This is a genomic window from Brachybacterium squillarum M-6-3, from assembly GCF_000225825.1.
Lineage (GTDB): Bacteria > Actinomycetota > Actinomycetes > Actinomycetales > Dermabacteraceae > Brachybacterium > Brachybacterium squillarum.
This window is the reverse complement of sequence record NZ_AGBX01000006.1, coordinates 133,763-150,099: the sequence shown is the minus strand read 5'-3', so window position 1 is coordinate 150,099 and position 16,337 is coordinate 133,763. Positions and strand designations below refer to the sequence as shown.

Below are 16,337 nucleotides of genomic sequence, written 5' to 3'. Positions count from 1 at the left end.
GCGATACCAGAGCGGGGCCGCTCTGTCACGGGGGCCAGGCCCCTCCCAGGAATCCGGCACACCCGATTCCGATGGCCGACACCCAGCTCCTAGGCTCGAGACATGAGCGAGATGTCCGAGTCCCCGCGCGGCGCGAGCGTCGGCACCCCCGGTGGGCGGCCGCTGCGGGTGCTGCTGACCACCGACTGGTGGGAGCCGGCGGTCAACGGGGTGGTCGCCTCCGTGACCACGCTGCGGCGGGAGCTGCTGGCGCTGGGCTGCGACGTGCGCGTGCTGACCCTCTCCCCCGAGCTGCGCGCCCACCGCGAGGCCGACGTCTACCGCATCGGCTCGCTGCCGGCGCAGGCCATCTACTCCCGCGCCCGGATCGGGATGCCCACCAACCCGCGGGCGCTACGGGAGATCCTGCGCTGGCGCCCCGACGTGGTGCACTCCCACTGCGAGTTCTCCACCCACATCACCGCCCGGCGCATCGCCCGCCACCTCGGGGTGCCGCTGGTGCACACGCATCACACGAACTACGAGGACTACACCCACTACTACTCACCCTCCCGGGCGGTCGGCCGCAAGGTCGTGGAGACCCTCACCCGGCGGCTGCTCGACGGCACCGACGCCGTCATCGCCCCGACCGAGAAGATGGCCCGGGTACTGCGCGGCTACGGCGTCGACCGGCCGCTGCACGTGATCCCCACCGGGCTCGACCTGCGCCGCTTCCGCCCCGCCGAGGGTCCGCGGGAGGAGGCCGACGCCGCCGCCCTGCGCGCCGCGCTCGGCATCGCCCCGGGACGGCGGGTGCTGATCTCGCTCTCCCGCCTGGCCCAGGAGAAGAACCTGCGGCAGGTGCTCGAGGACGTCGCCGCCGCGGACCGCGCGGACACCGTGCTGGTGATGGTCGGCGACGGCCCCCAGCGGGCGGAGCTCGAGGAGCACGCCCGGCACCTGGGCATCGCCGAGCGGGTCCGCTTCCCCGGGGGGATCGAGCCCTCGCAGGTGCCGCGCTGGTACCGCCTCGGCGACGCCTTCGTCTCCGCCTCGCAGTCGGAGAGCCAGGGCCTGACCTTCATCGAGGCGATGGCCTGCGGACTGCCGCTGCTGTGCCGCCGGGACCCCTCCCTGGACCCGGTGGTGATCCCCGGCCGCACCGGCTGGCAGCTCGACGCCCCCGATGACCTGGCGCGCCACCTGGAGGAGCTGTGGGCGGACGAGCCGCGTCGGCGCGCAATGGCGCGGACGGGTGTCGAGCACGCCCACAGCGCCTTCTCCGCCCCGACCTACGGCGCCCGGGTGCTCGGCGTCTACCAGGGCATGCGGGCCCCGCTGGATCCCGCCCCGCGGTCCCCCCGGATCATCGCCCGCCGTGAGCCGGTGCCGGCATGAGCACCGACACCGGGCCTGCTCCGGGCCCGTTCCCAGGGGATCCTCGACTCCCCCGAGACGCTGCGCGCGGTCATGGACTCCCTCGGACCGGCGGGACCGGTGGTGTACGTGCTGGCCTCCGCCGTCGCAGTGATCGCCTTCCCGCTGGTGCCCGGCGGGCTGCTCGTGGTCGCCGCCCCCGTGCTCTTCGGGCCCGTCGAGGTCACGATCCTCGGCTACCTGGGGGTGTGCGCGGGATCGCTGGCCGCCTTCGCGCTGGCGCGACGCCACGGGGTGGGCCTGATCGGACGCCTGGTGGGGCCGCGTCCCCTGGGCGCGATGCGGGACCGGCTCTCCGGGCCCCGCGCCACCGGCGCCTTCGCCCTCGCGATCGTGCTGCCCATCGCCCCGGACGACCTGCTGCGCTACCTGGTCGGCACCACCCGGATGCGTGCGTGCACCTTCACCCCTGATCATCCTGCTCGGCAAGCCGGCCGCCCTGATCGCCTACGGGCTCGGCGTGAGCACCCTGCTGCTGCACCTGCTCCCCTGGTGAGGAGACCGCGATGATGCTGATGAGCGACCCGTCCCTGCACGCGGAGCGCGGGGCCACACCACCGGCCGAGCGGCCGCGGCGGGTGCTGTTCCCCGGCGGGCTCAGCGCCCTGGGCCGGGAGTCCGGGATCGGGGCGGCGATCCGCCACCAGCAGCCCGCCGGGCTCTACCGCCGCGGGGAGGTGGTGGTGAACCCCAGCGACTACTCCCGCGGGCTGATCGCGGGGCGCCGGGGCGGAGGTGGTGGTGTGCGTCGGGATGCAGCTGGAGCGCAAGGGGATCCTGGACTGGCTGCGAATGGCCGCGGCGAGGCCCGAGGTCACCTTCGTCTGGTACGGCCGCACCGACCCTCGGATGCTCACGGCCGCCGTCTCCCGGGCGCTGGCCTGCGGGACCCCGTGCTGGTGCGGGGGCCCGCTGTACCGGGAGCAGTTCCCCGACGGGGTGCTCACCCATCAGGTCGCCGAGGAAGGTCCGGACCTTCCCGGCCGGGAGGCGTCGCGGCTCAGTCCGGGCGGCGACCGCCGCGCCACAGCACCATCGCTCCCCCGGGGCGCCGTTCGGGACGCTGCCCGCGTCGCACCGCGTTGATCTCGCCGGTGCGATCGGCGGCGAAGACGCGGCGGCGGTCGGCCGGGGCCATCGCCTCCAGGGCCTGGTTGACCCGCTCGAGCTGCTCGCGCAGGCCCGAGACCTGCTCCTGCAGCTCCAGGATGCGTTTGATCCCGGCCAGGTTGATGCCCTCCTCCTGGGAGAGCCGCTGCACCTCGCGCAGCGCCGCGACGTCGCGGGCGCTGTAGCGGCGGCCCCGCCCCGCCGTGCGGCGGGGCGAGACCAGACCGATGCGGTCGTACTGGCGCAGCGTCTGCGGGTGCATGCCCGCGAGCTCCGCGGCCACCGAGATCACGAACACGGGGGCGCGCTCGTCGATGCGGTGCTGCGGGGTGCTCATCGCGCGGCGGCCTCCGCCAGGCCCGCGCGCGGGTCCTCCTCGGCGAGCGCCTCACGGAGGTCCTCGAGGGCCTGCTTGGCCTTGCCCTCCACGTGGCTGGGCACGACCACCTGCACGGTGACCAGCAGGTCGCCGGTGCGCTTCTTCGTGACCAGGCCCTTGCCGCGGACGCGCAGGGTGCGGCCCGAGGGGGTGCCGGCGGGCACCTTCAGCTTCACCGTGCCGCCGTCGAGCAGCGGCACCGTGAGAGTGGTGCCGAGCACGGCCTCGTCGAAGCTGATCGGCACGGTGATGTGCAGGTCGGCCCCGTCGGCGGACCAGACGGCGTGCGGCTCCACCTCGACGGAGAGGATCAGGTCGCCGGCGGGCGCGGAGCCCTGGCCGGGCTGTCCCTTGCCGCGCAGGCGGATCTTCTGGCCGTCGTGCACTCCGGCCGGGATGCGGGTGGTGATGCTGCGTCCGCCCACGTCGAGCGTGGTCTCCGTCCCCATCGCGGCGTCGCGGAAGGGGATCCGCAGCCTCGCGGTGAGGTCCTCGCCCTTGGCCGCCCGCGGCGGGCCGCCGAAGCCGCCCTGGGAGCCGCCCGGGAAGCCGCCGGCACCGCCGGGGAAGCCCCCGCCGCCGCCCTGACCGCCGAACATCCGCAGGATGTCCTCGAGGTCGGGCTCGCCGCCCTGGCCGCCGCCGTAGCTGGTGGAGTAGCGGGCACCGCGGCCGCCCCCGCCGCCGCCGAACATCGAGGAGAACACGTCCTCGAAGCCGGCCTGGCCGGTGTTGCCGCCCTGGCCCGCGGCGAAGCGGGCCCCGCCGGAGCCCATCGCGCGGATCGCGTCGTACTGCTCGCGCTGCTCCGGGTCGTGAAGCACCGCGTAGGCCTCGCCGACCGTCTTGAAACGGTCCTCGGCCTTCGGGTCGTCGGGGTGGCGATCCGGATGCAGCTCCTTGGCCTTCTTCCGGTACGCCTTCTTGATCTCCTGCGCGTCGGCGTCCTTCGAGACGCCGAGGACCGCGTAGAAGTCCTTGTCGAGCCAGTCCTGTCCGGACATTTGATCGCGCCTCCTTCCAGGAGCGTCAGCACATGATGGTCATGTGTCTTCGGGGGCGGGCCGGAGGATGGTCCCGGCCGGTGGTACGGCGCGGGGTGGGCAGGGCCGTGCCGGTCCTGCCCACCCCGTTGGCCGGGGGCCCGCTCAGGCGGGACCCTGGGTGGCCACCCGGGCCGGGCGCAGCACACGCCCGCCCACGGTGTAGCCGGCCTGCATGACGAGCTTGATCGTGGTGCTCTCGGCACCCTCGACGTCCTCGTGCATGAGGGCCTCGTGCAGGGTGGGGTCGAACTCGTCGCCGACCTGGCCGTACCGCTCCAGGCCCTGCGTGCGCAGGGTCTCCTCGAGCTTCGCGGCGATGGAGCCGAAGGGGGTCCCCTCGGCGATGTCGCCGTGCTCGCGGCCCAGGGCGATGTCGTCCAGCACACCGATCAGGGAGGCGAGGACCCGGCCTGCGGCCTGCTCCTTGCCGGCCTCGGCGGCCTGCTCGATGCGACGACGGGAGTTGACGTACTCCGCCTGCTCGCGCTTGCTCTGCTCGGTGAGCTCGGCTACCTGGGCCTCGAGGGCCCGGATCCGCTCGTCGTCACCGTGCCCGTCCGCGCCGGCCTCGGCCTGCCCGAACAGGGCGGCGGCCTCCGCGTCGATCGGGTCGACGGGCTCGGAGGGCTGCTCGCCGGCGGCGCCCGACGGACGGACGCTGCCGTCCGTCGGGTCCACCTTGCGCTTGTCGGAGAAGGAGAACCGGGGCTCCCCCTCGGGGGCGTCGTCGGGAGTGCTGCGGTCCTCGGTCATCACTTCTTCTCCTCGTCCTCGTCCACGATCTCGGCGTCGACCACGTCGTCATCGTCGGAGGAGGCCGACGAGGAAGAAGCCTGCTCGGCTCCCTCCGCACCCTCGGCGCCCTCGGCCTGCGAGTAGATCGCGGTGCCGACGGCCTGCAGGGCCTCGTTCAGGGCGTCGCGCTTGGCCTCCAGGGCGGAGGTCTCGGCGTCGTCCTTGGCGAGCTCGTCCTTGGCGTCCTTGATGGCGTCCTCGGCCTTGGTCTTGTCCGCATCGGAGACCTTGTCCGCGTTGTCGGACAGGAGCTTCTCGCCCTGGTAGACGAGCTGCTCGAGGCCGTTGCGGGCGTCGGCATTCTTGCGGCGCTCCTCGTCCTCGGCGGCGTGGGCCTCGGCGTCCTTGACCATCCGGTCGATGTCCTCCTCGGAGAGGGCGGAGCCACCGGTGATCTGGATGGACTGCTCGTTGCCGGTGCCGCGGTCCTTCGCGCCCACGTGCACGATGCCGTTGGAGTCGATGTCGAAGGTGACCTCGATCTGGGGCATGCCGCGGGGGGCCGGGGCGATGCCGGTCAGCTCGAAGGTGCCCAGCAGCTTGTTGTCCCGGGTGAACTGACGCTCACCCTGGAACACCTGGATGGCCACGGAGGGCTGGTTGTCCTCGGCGGTGGAGAACACCTCGGAGGTCTTGGTCGGGATGGCCGCGTTGCGCTCGATGAGCTTGGTCATCACGCCGCCCTTGGTCTCGATGCCGAGGGAGAGCGGGGTGACGTCCATCAGCAGCACGTCCTTGCGGTCGCCCTTGATGACGGCGGCCTGCAGGGCGGCGCCCACGGCCACGACCTCGTCCGGGTTGACGCCCTTGTTGGGCTCCTTGCCGGTGAGGTCCTTGACCAGCTGGGAGACGGCGGGCATACGGGTGGAGCCGCCGACGAGGACCACGTGGTCGATGTCGGAGACCTTCACGCCGGCGTCCTTGATCACCTGGTGGAAGGGGGCCTTGGTGCGCTCGAGGAGATCCTTGGTCATCTCCTCGAACTGGGCGCGGGAGAGCTTCTCGTCCAGGTGCAGCGGGCCGTTCTCCGTCATGGAGAGGTACTGCAGGGAGATGTTGGTGCTGGAGGAGGAGGACAGCTCCTTCTTCGCCTGCTCCGCGGCCTCCTTGAGGCGCTGCAGGGCGATGCGGTCCTTGGAGAGGTCCACGCCGTCCTTGTTCTTGACCTGTGCGATCAGCCAGTCGACGACCTTCTGGTCCCAGTCGTCGCCGCCTAGGCGGTTGTCGCCCGCGGTGGCCTCGACCTGGATGGCCGCGCCGTCCTCGTCCTTGCTCACCTCGAGCAGGGACACATCGAAGGTGCCGCCGCCGAGGTCGAAGACCAGGATCTGCTCGTCGTCGTTGCCCTTCTCGAGGCCGTAGGCGAGGGCCGCGGCGGTGGGCTCGTTGATGATGCGCAGCACGTTCAGGCCGGCGATCTGCCCGGCGTCCTTGGTGGCCTGGCGCTCGGAGTCGCTGAAGTAGGCCGGGACGGTGATGACCGCGTCGGTGACGGGCTCACCCAGGTAGGCCTCGGCGTCGCGCTTGAGCTTGCCGAGGATGCGCGCGGAGATCTCCGGCGCGGTGTACTTCTTGCCGTCGATCTCCTGGGTCCAGTCGGTGCCCATGTGGCGCTTGACGGAGGAGATGGTGCGGTCGACGTTGGTCACGGCCTGACGCTTGGCGACTTCGCCGACGAGCACCTCGCCCTGCTTGGAGAAGGCGACCACCGACGGGGTGGTGCGGGAGCCCTCGGCGTTCGCGATGACGGTGGGCTGACCGCCCTCGAGGACGGCGACGGCGGAGTTGGTGGTGCCGAGATCGATTCCGACGATACGGGACATGGGTGCCTGCCTTTCTGCGACGGATGCGCCGCACGGGATCTTCGCTGCCGACCAGCGGCCGGCTGCAAGACTTGAGCTGTACGGACTCAAGTAGAGAACCCGAGATTCACGATGTCAATCCGAGCAGCTCCATTCTTGAGTACACTCGACTCAACTCTGGTCCGGTCAGGTTCATTCCCGGCACGGCGGATCGTGATGGAGGCCACATTCGCAGGTTCTCGACGAGGTGGCAGTGATCTCACCGGTCTGTCACTGGTGTGACTGGATCGCGGATCCCGTCTTGGACCAGGGCATCGATGACGGTGAGGGCTGCGATACGGGCCCGACGCCTCCAGGCCCGGCAGCTCCGCGCAGACCTCGCCTCTCATCACGTCGCCGAACGCCAGGATCGCTGGTTGCGCGGGTCGAGCTCGCCGCGAAGAGAACTGAGGCCGGGCGGAGCGTCCCCTGGCCCTCGCGCGCAGCTGGGGATCGGTCTCCCACGGCCGCCCGTCCACCCCCTCGGACCCGAACAGCAGCGGCATCGGACCCGGTCCGTCCCAGTGGCGCCGGCCAGCACGTTCAGGCAGAATCGCGCCGTGCCCCACTCAACTTCGCCCTCGCGCGGAGTAGCCGGAAGACTCCGCACGGAGTCGGGTTCGGCCGTCCTGCTCATCGTCGTCACGGTCTTCGCTCTCCTCTGGGCGAACTCGCCGCTGTCCTCTTCCTATGTCGAGTTGTGGCACCAGAGCGTGGGGATCGACGTCGGCCCGTTCGGGTTGCACCTGGATCTGCACCACTGGATCAACGACGGGCTCATGGTCGTGTTCTTCTTCGTCGTGGGTCTCGAGGTGCGCCAGGAGTTTGCGTATGGGGCTCTGCGGGACAGCAGTCGCGCACGCCTGGCAGCGATCGCCGGTTTCACGGGCGTGGCGTTGCCCGCGCTGGTGTATGTCCTGGTCGTCGGCGCGTCCGGTGGCGAGGGGCTTCGCGGGTGGGGGGCGGTCGTCGGAACGGACACGGCGTTCATGCTCGGTGCTCTCGCGATCGTCGGCCCCCGGCTTTCCGGGCAGCTTCGCGTCTTCCTCCTGACCCTCACGGTGGTCGACGACTTCCTTGCGGTATCGATCATCGGGGTGTTCTACAGCGACGAGATCCGGCCCGTCCCGCTGCTGGTCGCTCTCGGCTGCCTCGTCGCCCTGTGGCTGGTGGGCCGTTCCCGGCAGTGGAGTGCCGCTCCGTACGTGGGGATCGTCATCGTGCTGTGGGTGGCGACTCTGTCCTCCGGCATCCACGCCTCGCTGACGGGCATGATCGCCGGCCTTCTGATCCCCGCCTACCCGACGCAACGGCACGAGGTGGTCGCCGCCCGTCAGCTGTTCCGCGACTTCTGGCAATCCCCGAGCGCTTCCTCGGCGCGTGCCGTCGGACGGGGGCTGTCCAAGGGCGTGTCGGTCAACGAGCGATTGCACGATTACCTCCGTCTCCCCACGGCGTTGCTGGTCGTGCCGATCTTCGCTCTGGCCAATGCCGGGGTCGACCTGGGCGGCGGGGTGGTGGCCGACTCGCTGAGCTCGCCTGTGACGTGGGGCGTCATCGCGGGGCTCGTGCTCGGCAAGCTCCTCGGAATCGGGATCGCGACGCTCCTCGCCGTTCGGATGGGCGCAGGCCGACTGCCGGAGGGGGTCGGAATGGGCAGCGTGTTCGGCGGGGCAGCACTTTCGGGCATCGGTTTCACCGTGTCGCTGCTGGTCATCAGCCTCGCTTTCGACTCCTCCTCGGATCTGGGGCGCCAGGCGACGCTGGGCGTGCTCGTGGCGATGGTGCTCGCCACTGTTCTGGGCTGGTCGATCTTCAAGGTCGCGGCCCGTCGGTGGGGAGAGGAGACGGCGGATCTCCCGATGACGCTCGACTCTCCGGTGGACCCCGAGGTGGATCACATCCGCGGGCCGGAGGACGCCCGGCTCACCCTTGTTGTGACTCCGTCCGCTAATTGGCGGGGTTCTTCGGTCGCTTCGTGGCGGTCTCACTGACGAGCGATGGCCAGCGGGGCCGGGTCGATCGGTCCCCGGGACGCTGTTCGGCACCAAGCGGTGGGCACTGCGCCAGCCAGGTTCGGGACCGTGCGGATCACAGGTAGCGGCAGATGGTCGTGGCGTCGCAGTCGGTCGGGTCGACCGTGGCGGCAGCGTTGCTGAGTTGGGCGACGGTGTGTCGCAGTGCCTGTAGGTCGGCGATTTGGCGGTCCAGGTCGTCCAGGCGGGTCTCGAGCAGATCTTGCACGTGCCGGCAGGGTGCGACCCCGGCGTCGCGGATGTCGAGGACCTCGCGGATTTGGGCCAGAGTGAACCCAGCGGTGCGGCTGCGGCGGATGAAGCCCAGGCGCGCCAGGGCTTCAGCGGCGTAGTCGCGGTAGCCGTTGGCGGTTCGGTCCGGTGCGGGCAGCAGCCCGGCTTCTTCGTAGAAGCGCAGCGTCTTGGTTGTGGTGCCGCTGGCCTCGGCCAGCTCACCGATCCGCACGGCGCCTCCTTGCTCGAACGGCTTCCACGTTCATCTTGACCTTTCCCTGCACTGGAAGGTCCATTCTGGTCACTGGAGACGTGCAACGCAAAGGAGATGTGCGATATGGGTGAGGACTACGACGTCGATTTGGCCGTGATCGGGTCAGGAGGCGCGGCCATGTCGGCGGCGATCGCGGCCAGCCAGGCCGGCAAGAGTGTGGTGTTGATCGAACGCGGCGTCCTCGGCGGCACGTGCGTGAACATCGGCTGTGTGCCGTCCAAGACGCTGCTGGCGGCCGCCGGAGCGCGGCACGCCGCGCTGACCAACCCCTTCGCAGGCGTCCCGACGTCAGCCGGACCGGTGGATCTGGGCGCCCTAGTGGCGCAGAAGGATGGCCTGATCGAGAGCCTGCGCGAGGCGAAGTACGCCGACGTAGCCGCCGCCTACGGCTTCGAGGTCCGCTCGGGCCAGGCCGCCTTCCTGAACAAGGACACCATGGCCGTCGACGGCGCGGTGCTGCGGGCCCGGGCCTACCTGATCGCCACCGGCTCCACCCCCGCCGTCCCGGACGTGGCCGGCCTTGAGTCCGTGGACTGGCTGACCTCGACCACGGCGATGGAGCTCACCGAGCTGCCCAAGTCCCTGGTCGTCATCGGTGGCGGCTATGTCGGGATGGAGCAGGCCCAGCTGTTCGCCCACCTCGGTGCCCGGGTGTCGGTGGTCGGGCGTCTGGCGCCCCACGCCGAGCCGGAGCTGGCCCAGGGGCTTCGGGAGGTTTTCGCCGACGATGGCATCACGGTGGTCGAGGAGCACGCGACCGCGGTGGCCACCGGCATCGGTCCTCATGGACAGGACGTCGTGGTGAGCACCGCCTCCGGCGCGCAGGTCCGCGGAGCACGGCTGTTGGTGGCCACCGGGCGCTTCGCGCGCACCGACGGCCTGGACCTGGCCGCTGCCGCGGTGGACGTGGACGAGCGGGGCTTCGTCGTGGTCGACGAGTCCCAGCGCACCTCCAACCCGCGCATCTACGCCGCCGGTGACGTCTCGGGGGCTCCTCAGTACGACTACGTAGCCGCCGCCGGCGGTCGGGCCGCCGCGCTCAACGCACTTGCCGACGACGGTCGGGCCACGCCCGCACGCGTGGACTACACCGGTCTGCCTGCGGTCGTGTTCACCAGGCCCCAGCTGGCCTCGGCAGGGCTGACAGAGGACGAGGCCCTCGCCCGCGGGTACGTGTGCGACTGCCGGGTCCTGGGCCTATCCGACGTCCCTCGGGCGTTGGTCCAGCACGACACCAGGGGCGCGGTGAAGCTCGTAGTTGACGCCACGACCGGCAAGGTGCTGGGCGTGCACGCTCTGGCCGACGGCGCCGGGGAGATCATGCTGGCGGCCACCTACGCCATCAAGGCCGGCATGACCGTTGATGATCTGGCCGACACCTGGGCGCCGTACCTGACCATGGCGGAGAGTCTGCGCATCGTCGCCGGCCTCTTCCGCAACCAGATGCCGACGTCCTGCTGCGCCTGAGATCCCTCGTATCCACTGGCCCAATCCGAGGCCCGGGCCGGAGCGCCGGGGACGCCTGGTCCTCGGTACTGGTGCAGCAGTGCGCCTGTTCTGCATCGGGCACCCTTGCTGCTGGCCTTCGGTGTAGCCGGTCTCGGCGCGGTGTTTTCACCGGCACCGCCGCCGTGCTCACTATCGCCGCCATCGTCCTGGCAGTGACCGGAGCACGCCGCGCTGATGGCGCTCATCGATTTTCCCCAGAGTTGCTCGGTGAACTTCCCCGGGTCGCGGGGTTAGGTTAGCCGAGGTTCGTGCCGGTCGTGGCGCGGCGGATTTCTTCGGCGGCGGCGTGGTGGTTGCGGAGTCGGTAGGACGCGCCGTCGAGGGTGACCACGACGGAGCGGTGGAGGAGCCGGTCGAGCATGGCGGCGGCGACGGTGGTGTCGCCGAGGATCTCGCCCCAGGCGCCGACGGGTCTGTTCGTGGTGATCACGATCGAGGTCTTCAGGTAGCGCTGGTTGATGACTTGGAACAGGGCTGATGCTGCTTCGGCGGGCAGCGGCAGGTAGCCGAGCTCGTCGATGATCAGCAGGGTGGGGCCGGCGAAGAACCGCATCATGGTGGACCACTTGCCCTCGATCGCGGCGCGGTGGCAGCGGGCGGCGAGGTCCGCAGCTGAGGTGAAGTAGACCCGGTAGCCGGCGTTGACTGCGGCGTGGCCGAGGCCGGTGGCGATGTGGGTCTTGCCCACTCCGGGAGGGCCGATGAGCAGCACGTTCGTCGCGTTCTCGAGGAACCGGCAGGTCCCCAACTCCGTGAGCAGGCTGGGGTCGATGCCGGAAGCGGCGTCATGGTCGAAGTTCTCCAAAGTGGCGCCGTTGGGTAGGTTCGCGAACCGGAACCGGCCCGCGAGGCGCCGTTTCTCGGTGGCGGAGACCTCGATGGCCAGCAGGCGCTCCAGGGCGCCTGTGAGGGTCCAGTCCTCTGCCTGTGCCTGGTCAAGGATGCCGGGGAGAGCCTCGGCGGCGTCGGCCAGCTTCAGCTCGGTCAGGTGGCCGCGAAGCTGCTGATAGGCGCTCGCGGTAGTGGGTGTGGTGGTCATGTGAGGGTGTTCCTGTTCTTCGCGGCCTGCTCATAGGCGGCCAGGTCGATCACGGTCGCAGTCGGTGCGGGCGACCCGGTCAGGGCCTGTGCCGCGGCCAGGGACGCAGCCCCGGGTGGGATGCGTTCCTTGCGGCGGTGAGGCCGGCCCGGTGGGGCGGAGGCCAGAGCGATCGACTCGAGCGCGGTGACGTGCTGGTCGGTGCGCTGGGTGATCCCGAGGCCGGCCTCGGCCAGCTGGTGGCGGGCGAGCATGGCGCCGGAGGTGGTGGCGATCTCGATGTGGTCCGCGCCGAGGGGCTGGTGAACATTCACGGTGGCCATCGCCAGCTCGGGCGGGACGGAGTAGCGGTTGCCGCGCCAGTGGATCAACGCTTGCCGCGAGACGGTCCGCTGCTCGGTCACCACCACCGGGAACGCGATCGACGGCAGCGGTCGGAGCCGCTCTGTGGCCCGCATCTGGAGGGCCGTCGTAGTTCCGGTCGGGCTCTCGCGGCGGCGCCCGTCCTGCCGGGCGGCGAAGGTCTCGAGCGAGGCCTGGGCCTGCTCGGCGGTGGTCTCGTCGGGCAGGGTCCGCCACCAGCGTTGGGCGGCGGTGTGGTTGTTCTTCTCCACCACGCCCTTACGGTTCCCGGAGCGGGGCCGACAGACCACGGCCCGGACTCCGTAATGCTTCGCGAACGCGGAGAACATCGCGGTCAGGTCTCCGGTGGCAGGGTCCAGCACGGTCCGCATCCGATCGAACCGCCAGGTGCGTGTCAGCCCGCCCAGCAGGGCAAGGACGGTCGTCATCGCGGCCAGCAGATGGGGCAGGTCCATCGAGGGAGCGATCGCGGCCCGCCAGACACCGGAGTGGGCGAGCGAGCCGACCAGCACGAACGCTCTTTTGGTCGGATAGCCCCAGTGGCCGGGCGCATCGGGCAGCTCGAGCCAGTCGAACTGGGTCTCCTCCCCGGGTGGGTGCTCGATCACCGCGTTCGGCCGGCGGGTCACGTGGGCGCAGGCCTGGCAGGCCGGCCGCAATGACCGGTCACGAATGTGCCTGGTGAGCGTCTGATACGAGCCCTCGAAGCCCAGCGGGCGCAGCTCGTCCAGCAGGGTCACCGCCCAGAGGTGAGGGTCCTCGATCAGCCGCGCGGTGACGTAGTCAGTGAACGGCTCGAACACGTCCGGGACGGCGCGCCGGCGCACGCCCGGTTCGCGGTCGCCGCGGAGGTAGGAACGGATGGTCTTGCGGTCGTGGCCGGTGCGTCGGGCGATCTCACTGATCGTGAATCCCTGCCGGCGTAGAGCGTGGATATCCACGCTGCTCCTCTCTGAGAGCATGAGCGTAGGGCCTCCCTGGAAGGCTGGTGAGTGGTCAGAGACCACCAGCATCCAGGGCGGCCCGCCTCATGCGACGGAGCGACCCAGACTGGGGAAATTCGATGAGCAGAAGTGGGGAAGTTCAGCGAGCGTCATCAGCGCCGACCTCATCTCGCCGGTAGCTGTGGCGGCACGGAGGCTGAATCCTCGCTGTGTGGTTGGGCCGGTTCAGGGTGGCGTTGAGAAAACTCGCCGGTGGTGGTGGGGGCCTGACCCTTGTTCGTGGACACGCTGATTCCAGCATCTGCTGGGGAAGCGAGATCATGAACCATGGCCAGGAAGAACTACTCCGAAGAGTTTCGCCAGCAGGCGGTTGACCTGTACGAGTCGACACCGGGAGCGACGCTCCGCGGTATCGCGGAGGACCTCGGGATCGTCCGAGGCACGCTGCGACAGTGGCTCGAGACCCACGGGAGTGGGAAGAAGACCGCGGCTGACGGTGTGACTTCGTCTGCTGAATGGCGGGGTTCTTCGGTCGCTTCATGGCGGGGTCAGGTGACACCGATGACCAGGGTGCTCTGTGCGGCTTCGATGACGTCGTTGGTGATGGTGTCGAGTTCGTTGATCTTCAGGGCCCGCTGGATCTGGGGGAAGAGGCGTTCGAGGAGCCGGAAGTTGCCGCGGGTGATCCGTGCGATGGCTGCGATGGCTTGGGCGTCGGTGAAGTCGTCGGGGTCGAGGGTCTTGCCGAGGGATCGCCAGTGTCGCTCGAGGACGAACAGCAGTTCGTCTTGTCCCAGGGGCCGGTACTGGTGGGCGAAGCCGACTCGGCTGTAGAACTGGGGGTAGTGGCTGAACTGCTTCTCCAGGCCGGGCATGCCGATCAGGATCAGGGCGATGCCGTCGCGGTCGTAGCGATCGCGCAGCAGTTCCAGCGCGGCGGGACGCAGTCGTTCGGCCTCGTCGACGATGATCAGCTCCACGTAGTTCCTGCCGTGTCGCCATCCCCAGGCCTCGGGAGTGGCCGTGCCGGGAGGTACGAGGTGCTGCTCGATGCACATGTTGGTGCGGGTGATGGCTTGGGTCAGCTCGTCCTTCAGGGTCCGCGGGGTGGTCAGCACGCTGGGGGTGTAGAGCACGGTGCGGCTCCGGTTCAAGGCGGCGTAGATCTTGGCGTCGTTGTCGGCGCGCGGCCCCCAGTAGGTCAGCAGGTCATGAGCCTTCTCGTAGTGTGCGTAGCGGCGTGCGGAGAGTGTCTTTCCTACGCCGGCTGATCCGAAGCACAAACCGATGGTGTGCCCGCGGCGCACGGCGTCGGCGAACTCGGTGAAGCGGCGGTGCTCCTTGGTGACGATGAAGCGCTGGCTCACCTGAGGTCCTCCTTGTAGATCTTCAACGCTGACCTCGGCGCCGGAGCCGGTGCTTCGGTGATCCGTGGCGTCTCGGTAGGTGCGGCCACGAGGGCGATGCGTTCGTTGATGCCGGCTCGCAGCGCCCGGCGGCGGGCGTTGCGCGCGGCCTGGATCTCCTTGAGGCTGACCTTCTGGTCGTGGTGCTCTTGGTTGACTGCCTTGCAGACGAATTCGTCGTGATCGAAGACGCGGATCTCGGTGATGTCGCGGGGGTCGTAGCGGATCACGACCGAGCGTCCGACGTAGCCGGCCAGCGTTGGGGAGACGTAGCGCAGGCCCTGGAAGCGGATGCCATCGCGGCGCACGACGCGGGTCTTGGCGACGGTTAACAGCAGTCTGTCGAGGTCTTCCAGGCTCTCGGGCATTCGGGGCAGCCAGCCATCGGCGATCCACGCGCTGCGCGGGGAGGTTCCGAGCTCGCTGTGCGTGCGGTCGTTGTAGGTGGCCACGAACGCCTCCAGGGCGCTATCGAGGGCGGCCAGGGACAGTTTCGGTGTCGGCCAGGGGTGCCCTTCGGTGATGAGTCCGGGCAGGGTGGCGAGTAGCTCGGTGTTGATGGTGTCGAAGAACCGTTCGATCTTGCCCCGTCCCTGGGGTCGGGCGACGGTGGAGTGGATCAGTCGGATGTGGAGGTCGACGGCGGTGTGGGCGAGCTGGTCACTGGTGAAGTCGCTGCCGTGGTCGACGTAGAGCACGTCGGGCAGGCCGCACATCGGCCAGGCCGGGTCGGTCTTGTGCCAGATCGCTTGGCGCAGCGCCAGGGCGGTGTTCATCGCCGACGGTGCGCCCAGGAAGACGGTGTAGCCGCAGATCGCGCGGGAGCAGTCGTCGAGGATCGTTGTCAGCCATGGCCGTGCGGGCTTGCCGTCGGTGCCCACCACCAGGATGTCGAGCATGGTGTGATCGGATTGCCACATCGCGTTGGGCAGCTCTGCTTGCCGGCGTAGCACCAGCTCGTGCTTGTCGCGGTAGGACGCTGCGCCCTCCAGGGCGAGGGTGACCATGCCGGGATCCAGGGTCCGCACGATGTCCCACACCACCGAGTAGGAGGGGACCGGCCACCTCCGGGCGGCGCAGATGCCCGTGACTTTGCGATGGATCGTGGCGATGGCCGGCCGCGGCTTGCTCAGTGCCAGGCCCTCGATCAGGTCGACGAGGTCGGGCGGAAGGCGGCGGGAGCCGGCGTCCGCCCGTGAGGCTGTCTCCAGTCCGGCGTAGCCGTCGGCGCGGTAGCGGGCGTGCCAGCGCTCCAGGGTCCGCAGCCCTACATCGGTCTCGCGAGCTAAGCGCGCGAGGGGCACCTGGTCCTCGACGTGGAGCCTGAGGATTCGCCACCGCGCTCGAGCGTCCACGACGCACCTACTGCAAGGCGTTCTCGCGCCCGCGCTCGGCGCGCTGAAGGGCGCGGTAGACCGTGGAGCGGCCCACGCTGAACAGCTCGGCCAGCTCGCCCACGGTGTGCTCGTCGGCAGCATGTAGCTGGACGAGGTGAGCTTCTTGCCGGGGGGTGAGTTTCGGTGACTTCCCGCGCAGCCGGCCCTTGGCCTTGGCGACCTTCATCCCCTCGCGGGTGCGGGCACGGATGAGGTCGGCTTCGAACTCGGCGACCATCGCCAGCACGTTGAACAACAGTTTCCCCATCGGGTCGGTCGGGTCGTACACCGATCCGGCGATGCTCAGCTTCACTTCCCGCGCCGCGAGGTCGTCGGCGATCTGGTGGGCATCACGGACTGAACGCGCCAGCCGATCGAGCTTGGTGACCACGAACGTATCGCCGTCCCGACAGGCAGCCAGCGCCTGCCGCAGGCCCTCACGGTCGGCGTTGCGGCCCGTGAGCCCGTGATCGACGTAGATGCGCTTGGGATCGACGCCGAACGCCGCGAGTCCGTCACGCTGCGCGGTCAGGTCCTGCTCGTCGGTGGAGACTCGGGCATAGCCGACCTTCAAGGGGGACATGCTCCCC

At 69.9% G+C, this 16,337-nt stretch carries 14 protein-coding genes and 1 pseudogene; 5 read left to right on the top strand and 10 right to left on the bottom strand.

The genetic code is table 11. The features are described from left to right. Nucleotides 1-102: 102 nt before the first annotated feature. Nucleotides 103-1,377 carry a glycosyltransferase gene (locus OM98_RS08500; protein ID WP_139017659.1) on the top strand — a complete coding sequence of 425 codons (1,275 nt, stop codon included), beginning with the start codon at nucleotides 103-105 and terminating at the stop codon, nucleotides 1,375-1,377. 72 nt (nucleotides 1,378-1,449) lie between these two features. Next, entirely contained in the window at nucleotides 1,450-1,926 is a 477-nt protein-coding gene (locus OM98_RS14540) for a TVP38/TMEM64 family protein (protein WP_010534193.1), read from the top strand. A gap of 490 nt (nucleotides 1,927-2,416) precedes the next feature. Here the strand turns inward: OM98_RS14540 and OM98_RS08490 are convergent, their stop codons facing one another. The 4 genes from OM98_RS08490 to dnaK form a co-directional block, all read right to left on the bottom strand. Continuing rightward, nucleotides 2,417-2,863, bottom strand: coding sequence for a heat shock protein transcriptional repressor HspR (locus OM98_RS08490; protein ID WP_010534192.1), 447 nt, complete (start codon nucleotides 2,861-2,863; stop codon nucleotides 2,417-2,419). After that, complete coding sequence (locus OM98_RS08485) at nucleotides 2,860-3,909, bottom strand: DnaJ C-terminal domain-containing protein (protein ID WP_010534191.1); 1,050 nt, start codon at nucleotides 3,907-3,909, stop codon at nucleotides 2,860-2,862. Before OM98_RS08485 ends, OM98_RS08490 begins: the two co-directional genes overlap by 4 nt. A 144-nt stretch (nucleotides 3,910-4,053) precedes the next feature. Further along, nucleotides 4,054-4,704, bottom strand: coding sequence for a nucleotide exchange factor GrpE (locus OM98_RS08480; RefSeq protein ID WP_010534190.1), 651 nt, complete (start codon nucleotides 4,702-4,704; stop codon nucleotides 4,054-4,056). Next, on the bottom strand, nucleotides 4,704-6,569 hold the full coding sequence (dnaK, locus tag OM98_RS08475) for a molecular chaperone DnaK (RefSeq protein ID WP_010534189.1): 1,866 nt from the start codon (nucleotides 6,567-6,569) through the stop codon (nucleotides 4,704-4,706). The genes OM98_RS08480 and dnaK overlap by 1 nt, the downstream gene beginning before the upstream one ends. Before the next feature lie 542 nt (nucleotides 6,570-7,111). On the opposite strand from dnaK, the gene nhaA reads away from it, so the two are divergent. Beyond that, nucleotides 7,112-8,581 carry a Na+/H+ antiporter NhaA gene (nhaA, locus tag OM98_RS08470; protein ID WP_425358398.1) on the top strand — a complete coding sequence of 490 codons (1,470 nt, stop codon included), beginning with the start codon at nucleotides 7,112-7,114 and terminating at the stop codon, nucleotides 8,579-8,581. A 97-nt stretch (nucleotides 8,582-8,678) separates the two neighbouring features. On the opposite strand, the gene OM98_RS08465 is transcribed toward nhaA, so the two are convergent. After that, nucleotides 8,679-9,068, bottom strand: a complete 390-nt coding sequence (locus OM98_RS08465; protein ID WP_010534187.1) for a heavy metal-responsive transcriptional regulator — start codon at nucleotides 9,066-9,068, stop codon at nucleotides 8,679-8,681. Between the two features lie 105 nt (nucleotides 9,069-9,173). Here OM98_RS08465 and merA point away from each other — a divergent pair, with 105 nt between their 5' ends. Further along, nucleotides 9,174-10,577, top strand: coding sequence for a mercury(II) reductase (gene merA / locus OM98_RS08460; RefSeq protein ID WP_010534186.1), 1,404 nt, complete (start codon nucleotides 9,174-9,176; stop codon nucleotides 10,575-10,577). A 277-nt stretch (nucleotides 10,578-10,854) separates the two neighbouring features. Here the strand turns inward: merA and istB are convergent, their stop codons facing one another. Then, nucleotides 10,855-11,658 carry an IS21-like element helper ATPase IstB gene (gene istB / locus OM98_RS08455; RefSeq protein ID WP_010534185.1) on the bottom strand — a complete coding sequence of 268 codons (804 nt, stop codon included), beginning with the start codon at nucleotides 11,656-11,658 and terminating at the stop codon, nucleotides 10,855-10,857. After that, entirely contained in the window at nucleotides 11,655-12,962 is a 1,308-nt protein-coding gene (gene istA, locus OM98_RS08450; RefSeq protein WP_245528754.1) for an IS21 family transposase, read from the bottom strand. Before istA ends, istB begins: the two co-directional genes overlap by 4 nt. Before the next feature lie 330 nt (nucleotides 12,963-13,292). Between istA and OM98_RS15230 the strand changes: the two are divergent. Then, nucleotides 13,293-13,478, top strand: a pseudogene (locus OM98_RS15230) (transposase); the annotation flags it as partial. 35 nt (nucleotides 13,479-13,513) lie between these two features. Here the strand turns inward: OM98_RS15230 and OM98_RS08445 are convergent. Genes OM98_RS08445 through OM98_RS08435 form a run of 3 tightly spaced genes read right to left on the bottom strand, consistent with a single transcriptional unit; the run spans nucleotide 13,514 to nucleotide 16,330 of the window. After that, nucleotides 13,514-14,332, bottom strand: coding sequence for an AAA family ATPase (locus OM98_RS08445; RefSeq protein WP_010534183.1), 819 nt, complete (start codon nucleotides 14,330-14,332; stop codon nucleotides 13,514-13,516). Continuing rightward, on the bottom strand, nucleotides 14,329-15,726 hold the full coding sequence (locus OM98_RS08440) for a Mu transposase C-terminal domain-containing protein (protein ID WP_029362780.1): 1,398 nt from the start codon (nucleotides 15,724-15,726) through the stop codon (nucleotides 14,329-14,331). The genes OM98_RS08445 and OM98_RS08440 overlap by 4 nt, the downstream gene beginning before the upstream one ends. Before the next feature lie 7 nt (nucleotides 15,727-15,733). Continuing rightward, nucleotides 15,734-16,330 carry a recombinase family protein gene (locus OM98_RS08435; protein ID WP_010534181.1) on the bottom strand — a complete coding sequence of 199 codons (597 nt, stop codon included), beginning with the start codon at nucleotides 16,328-16,330 and terminating at the stop codon, nucleotides 15,734-15,736. Nucleotides 16,331-16,337: the final 7 nt, after the last annotated feature.